This is a genomic window from Rhizorhabdus sp., from assembly GCF_018006725.1.
Taxonomy (GTDB): Bacteria; Pseudomonadota; Alphaproteobacteria; order Sphingomonadales; family Sphingomonadaceae; genus Rhizorhabdus.
In genome coordinates this window covers 1-5,835 of the sequence record NZ_JAGMXV010000264.1, presented here as the reverse complement: position 1 = coordinate 5,835, position 5,835 = coordinate 1, and the positions used below count along the sequence as shown (strand labels likewise).

General features: G+C 64.2%; 4 protein-coding genes and 1 pseudogene. 2 read left to right on the top strand and 3 right to left on the bottom strand.

Annotation, left to right across the window (positions count from 1 at the left end; translation table 11 throughout):
• Positions 1-86: 86 nt before the first annotated feature.
• Positions 87-830, bottom strand: a complete 744-nt coding sequence (locus tag KAY22_RS23290) for a PAS domain S-box protein (RefSeq protein ID WP_296625542.1) — start codon at positions 828-830, stop codon at positions 87-89.
• A 268-nt stretch (positions 831-1,098) separates the two neighbouring features.
• Here KAY22_RS23290 and KAY22_RS23285 point away from each other — a divergent pair, with 268 nt between their 5' ends.
• On the top strand, positions 1,099-2,364 hold the full coding sequence (locus KAY22_RS23285; RefSeq protein ID WP_296625541.1) for an MgtC/SapB family protein: 1,266 nt from the start codon (positions 1,099-1,101) through the stop codon (positions 2,362-2,364).
• Here KAY22_RS23285 and KAY22_RS23280 read toward each other — a convergent pair.
• Together KAY22_RS23280 and KAY22_RS23275 are read right to left on the bottom strand one after the other, a co-directional pair.
• Entirely contained in the window at positions 2,296-3,930 is a 1,635-nt protein-coding gene (locus KAY22_RS23280) for an MBL fold metallo-hydrolase (protein ID WP_296625540.1), read from the bottom strand. The genes KAY22_RS23285 and KAY22_RS23280 overlap by 69 nt on opposite strands.
• A 57-nt stretch (positions 3,931-3,987) precedes the next feature.
• Entirely contained in the window at positions 3,988-4,794 is an 807-nt protein-coding gene (locus tag KAY22_RS23275) for a universal stress protein (RefSeq protein WP_296625539.1), read from the bottom strand.
• A gap of 256 nt (positions 4,795-5,050) precedes the next feature.
• Here KAY22_RS23275 and KAY22_RS23270 point away from each other — a divergent pair.
• Positions 5,051-5,835: pseudogene (locus KAY22_RS23270) on the top strand (glutamate synthase subunit alpha); the annotation flags it as partial.

Here is a 5,835-nt window from a genome sequence, read left to right as displayed (position 1 = left end):
CGTTGCAAGCCCGCACCCTCTGGGTGATCCATGAAACGCGCCCCTCGCAGCCTTCAACACCATGTTTTATATAGGAAATATAATGGTCAGGACAGCGAAATCAGCGCCTTACTTGGGAAATGTGGGTGAAGTTGGCGCTCCGCAGCGCGCTGCTCTGTCACGTCGCGGATCACCCGCCCGAAGCCGCGCAGCTTGCCCTTGTCGTCATAGAGTGCCGTCAGCGAAATATTGGCGAGGAACTGCGATCCATCCTTGCGGGTCGCCATATCCTCTTCCTGGAAACGTCCTTCGCTGCGGGCACGATCGAGGTCGGCTTGCGGCTTGCCTGCAGCGACCGCATCGGCCGAGTAAAAATCGGAGAAATGGCGTCCGACGGCTTCGGACTCGAGCCAGCCCTTCAGACGCTCCGCGCCCTTGTTCCAGATCGTGACCCGGCCCTCCGGATCGAGCATGTAGATCGCATATTCGGCGGCACCGTCGATGAGCAGGTTCAGCTCGTCGCTTGCCTGGCCGGCGGCCCGCCGCGACCGACCGGCTGCGCGGTCGGCGAGATGGCCGAGCAAAATGAGCGTCGCTGCCCCTGCCACCATGCTGAGCAAAGCGGGCGCCCCCGACATCGTCGGTCCGAAGAAGGCCTCAACCCCTTCCGCAAGCAGCACGACGAAGAGGCTGGTGACGATCGCGGGCAAGACGCCCCCAACCAGCGCCGCAACGAGTATGGGGAGCAGAAGCAGGATATTTCCACCGTCGACGAGCGCCGGTAGCCGGCCCATCCAGGCCACGATCGCAAGGACGACCACCCCCGCCAGTCCGGCGAGGATGCCCCGCAACAATCTTCGATACGCCCCAGTCAAACGCGTAAGCCCCCACGTCCGAGCGTCACCCCCGCCCCGGATGACCTTCCGACAATTCGCCGCATTGCTCCATCTGGGCAATGCCCCATCTCGCTCCGCCGTTACAACAGTATAGCGGGCTTGCGCCCCTCCAATATTTGAGATGATATTCGTATTTATACCTATCGCCCAATAGCTGCCCAGCGGCAAAGCTGATCCTCGCCCGTCTTCTCGGAAGCCGGCAGGACGACAGCATCGGAGTATCATGGCCTCTCTCCCCTTTTCGATGCTGATCGCGCTCGGTCAGGCGCTCGCGGCAGGACTTCTCATCGGCCTTCAGCGCGGCTGGACGAGCCGATCTGCCCCCACCGGCACGCGCGTGGCTGGGCTGCGCACGCATGGTCTGCTTGGCCTGGCGGGCGGCGTCGCCGGGCTCATGCCCGTTCCGCTCGCGATCGCGATGGCTGCGGGGACTGCAATGCTGCTCGTCATCGGCTATTGGCGGCGCAGCGCCGGCGCGAGCGGACTGAGCGCGACCGGGGCAATCGTCGCGCAGCTGACCTTCGCTCTGGGCTTCCTCGCGACGACCGGCCATGCGACCGAGGCCGTCGCTGCGGCCGCCGTAGTGACGGCGCTTCTGTCTGCCCGCGAACCCCTTCATGGCCTGCTGAAGGGCATGACCAGCGCCGAGATGCGCGCAGCCGCCCGCTTTGCGATCATCGCCCTCGTGATCCTTCCGCTGTTGCCCGACCGCCCTATGGGCCCGCTCGATGCCTGGAACCCGCACAAGCTGTGGCTGGTGGTGGTGCTCGTCTCCGGCTTGTCCTTCGCGGGCTATGTCGCGAGCAGGCGGAGCAATCCGGCACAGGGGATAATGATGACGGCATTGCTGGGAGCACTCGTATCCTCGACCGCCGTCACGACCGCCTGCGCCCGGCGCATGTCAACCGAGCCCGAGGCACATGGCGCGCTGTCTTCGGCCATTCTGCTGGCAGGCGGCGTCATGTATGCGCGTGTCATCTTTCTTACGGCGGTACTCGTTACCCCCGTTGCACCATGGATTGCGGCGGTGCTCATACCGGCCTTCATGCTGCTTCTGTTACCGACGCTGCGAATGATGAAGGCCGCCCGCGCGCACGGGAGCGCGGTCGAGACAAAGACAGGCAACCCGCTAGACATCCACATCGCCCTGGGACTGGCCGCGCTGGTCGCGGTCATGATCCTTGTCAGCAAATGGGCCCTCGCCAGCTTCGGCAATCTCGGCTTTTCCGTCGTCCTGTTGCTAACCGGACTGGCAGACGTGGATGCCGCTATCATGACCTTGTCGGGCGTCCCCCGCGACACGATCGCCTCGCCGCTGGCGGCCGCAATACTGGCTGGGCCGGTCATTGCCAACACGCTGCTCAAGACGGGCATTACACTCAGCCTCGCGGGTCGATCCGGCCGATCTACCGCCGCCTGGCTAGCGGGAAGCGGCCTTGTGGCGGGAGCGGTAGCCATTTTTCTTGCCATCGGAACGGTCGTGCCCTGATCCGGGATGCTGCCGGGCAAAATGGTCGAGTATGTGCCGCATCTGTCGCAGCGCCTCGCGTCTGGCCGCCTCGCCCTCGATACGCTGGATATCCCGCTTCAGATTGACGGCAAGATCGGCATAGTCGTTCTGCCAGTCTCCGCTCAGAATCGCTGCCACGGCAGGATCGCCGGTCTTCAGCCTATGCGCCCCTGTGGCAGGGTCGAGCAGATAGCTTTCGCCAATGGCCGGCACCACGACCTCATGCCGCGCTTCCGTAGCCTTGCGCAGTGCCTCCAGCGCTTCGCTCTCGCCATGCCAGAGGAACACCGCGCCGTTGACCGGCTCCCGCTTGGCGATCCAGCGCAACAGATCGCGGCGGTCGGCATGGGCGGAATAGGCCTCGATCCTGGCGACCCTGGCCCGGACGGCGACGTCGCGGCCCGAGATGCGAACGCGCGAAGCCCCGTCGACAATGGTCCGACCGAGCGTCCCGCGCGCCTGATAGCCGACGAACAGCACGGTGGAATCAGAGCGTCCGAGATTGTGGAGCAGATGGTGACGAATCCGTCCCCCTTCGCACATCCCTGACCCGGCCAGGATCACGGCGCCACTGACATGGTTGAGCCGCATCGACTCCACCGTGTCCTCGACATAGTGGAAGGCCGGATGACGAAATAACGCGCCGTCGCGCGTACCTGGCAGGTGCTGGCGACCGAAGAGCTCGGTTGCGCGGATTGCCAGCGGAGAGTCGAGAAAGGTCGGCCGCGGGGCAATACTTCCTGATTCATAGAGCAAAGCAAGATCGGCGAGAATCTCCTGCGCGCGCTCGATCGCGAAGACGGGTATGACGAGATTGCCGCCCTGGCGTCCTGCCTCGACGACTTCAGCACCCAGCCGCTCGCGTCGGACGGCCGCGCTCATCTCCTCCTTGTCGCGGTCGCCATAGGTCGACTCGCAGAAGAGAAAGTCGACCCCGGACGGGCCCGCAGCAGGCGGTTCGAGATTCGTTACGACGGGACCGATATCGCCCGAGAAAAGCAGTCTTGCGCCGCCCATCTCGATCTCGATGGACGCCGAACCGAGGATGTGCCCCGCATTCCAGAAACGGGCAGGGACATCCGGCACGGGCTCGAACCATTGGCCGACATCACTTGTTCGCGTGGCCGCAGCCGCCCGCTCGGCATCGCGAAGCGTGTAGAGCGGCTCGACCGGCTCCTCGTCGGCCCGGTCGCGGCGGCGGTTGCGGCGCATCGCCTCCCCCTCCTGCAGTCGAGCAGAATCGGCCAGCATGAACGACAGAAGTTCAGCCGTCGGCGGTGTACAGCAGATCGGGCCCGCAAACCTATCTCCCACCAGCCGGGGGAGCAGGCCGCTGTGGTCAATATGTGCATGGGTAAGCAGCACGGCATCGATCGCCTTGGGCGGAAAGGCGAATGGCTCGGCATTCATCCTCTCGAGGCTTCGCGATCCCTGAAAAAGTCCGCAGTCGACCAGGAGACGCCGCCCCGCCCAGCGCAGTTCCGCGCAGGAGCCGGTGACCGTCCCGGCCGCCCCATGAAAGACGACCTCGACCCCGCCGCTCATGCCATCGCCCTCCTGCGGCCTATCGCTGGAGCGGGTCTTTTACCTGCCATCATCAGCTCAGTGCACCAGGAACAGCGGAACGGGGCTTTCGTCGAGCAGACGCTTCGTCACCCCGCCGAAGATCGCCTCGGCGAAACGCGAATGGCCATAGGCCCCCATCACGAGATAGTCGCTTCGATCTGCGGCGATTCCCGCAAGCAGGGTTTCCGCCACGCTCCGGCTCGCCCCCTTTTCCGCACGGACGACGACATGGATACCATGGCGCGACAAATAGGTTGCAGCGTCGCTCGCCGACCCCACCGTCGAACCATCCTCTATTTCCAGCACCTGCACATGGCTGGCCTTGGCGAGCAGCGGAACGGCAGCGCACAAGGCGCGCTCGGCTTCGGTCGAACCGTCCCAGGCAACCAATGCCCGCCCTGCAACGGACAGACCCCGCATTTTCTCGGGTACCGCAAGGACGGGCTTGCCGCTTTTCACCACCAGTTCCGCCGTGGCGGCGTGCATATCGGGGATCGGCAGCCCATCGAGCCTCCGATTGAGAATGATGAGATCGTTCAGCGCAGCGGCTTTCGCGAGGCATGGAGCTATCTCTCCGGTTGCCTCGAACCAGGTCCATGCGACGCCTTCCTGCGTCAGGCGCCTCTCGATCTCGGTACGATTGGCGGCTTCGCGCGCTTTTTCCTCGGTCAGCAGCATCGCAGTGCCTGCGCCACCCGACCAGGGATCGGTATCGAGCACCGGAAGAATTGCCACATCGACGCAGTTGAGATGGCCGTCGAACGCCCGCGCGAGATCGAGCGCCGCTTGCAGCCGGGCCTCCTGGCCATCGTCGTCATGCACCAGCAACAGCAGATTCTTCATAGGGGCCTCCATCGTCGGACGCTAGGGAAACTGCTCCCGGCGGCGTCATGGCGACATCCGGTTAAGTACGGACTCCAGCACGGCAGCCGTACTTTGGTGCATTTGCAACTAAAATACGCGGTGAACCGCCCCTTTGATAGATCAGATTGCAGGCCCCCGTCTTTTTGAAGGGTTCCTTCACGGGCGCATCGCTGTATAGGCACCGCTTCCGAAGGGCCGGTCGGTACCGGGCCATATGGGGGAGCTAGATCGCCGGATGAGCTATCCGCAGAACCAGGGTTTGTACGATTCCCGCAACGAGCACGACGCGTGCGGCGTCGGCTTCATCGCGAATATTCGTGGCATCAAATCCAACGAAGTCGTGCAGCGCGGCCTGGAGATTCTGCTCAAGATCGATCATCGCGGCGCGGTGGGCGCGGACCCCTTGCTGGGCGACGGCGCCGGGATTCTGATTCAGATACCCGATGCGCTGCTGCGCGGCTGGGCAGCCGGTGCGGGCGTCACACTGCCCCAGCCCGGCGACTATGCCGTCGCGATGTGCTTCCTGCCCCGCGATGCGGCGGCGCGCGATTTTGCCGTGTCGAATTTCGAGAAGTTCATCGCCAAGGAAGGCCAGACGCTGGTCGGCTGGCGCGACGTGCCTGTCGACACTGCCGGTCTTGGTCAGGCGGTCCTCGACGAGATGCCCGTCATTCGTCAGGCGATCGTCGGCCGTGGCGCCAACTGCCCCGATCAGGATGCGTTCGAGCGCAAACTGCTCGTAATCCGCAAGCAGACTCAGAATCCGCTTGCGAAGCTGGCCGAGAAGCACGGCCTGCCCGAGCTTACCGACCTCTACATGCCGTCCTTCTCGAGCCGGACCGTTGTGTACAAGGGGCTGCTGCTCGCGGGCCAGGTTGGCAGCTTCTACAAGGATCTGTCGGATCCGCTGACGACCTCGGCGATCGCGCTGGTGCACCAGCGCTTCTCGACCAACACTTTCCCCAGCTGGAAGCTGGCCCACCCCTATCGCTTCATCGCGCACAATGGCGAGATCAATAC

Bases quoted from the DNA above. Each gene is read 5' to 3' on its own strand.
- KAY22_RS23280 (WP_296625540.1), bottom strand. From the start codon at position 3,930: ATGAGCGGCGGGGTCGAGGTCGTCTTTCATGGGGCGGCCGGGACGGTC.
- KAY22_RS23275 (WP_296625539.1), bottom strand. From the start codon at position 4,794: ATGAAGAATCTGCTGTTGCTGGTGCATGACGACGATGGCCAGGAGGCC.
- KAY22_RS23285 (WP_296625541.1), top strand. From the start codon at position 1,099: ATGGCCTCTCTCCCCTTTTCGATGCTGATCGCGCTCGGTCAGGCGCTC.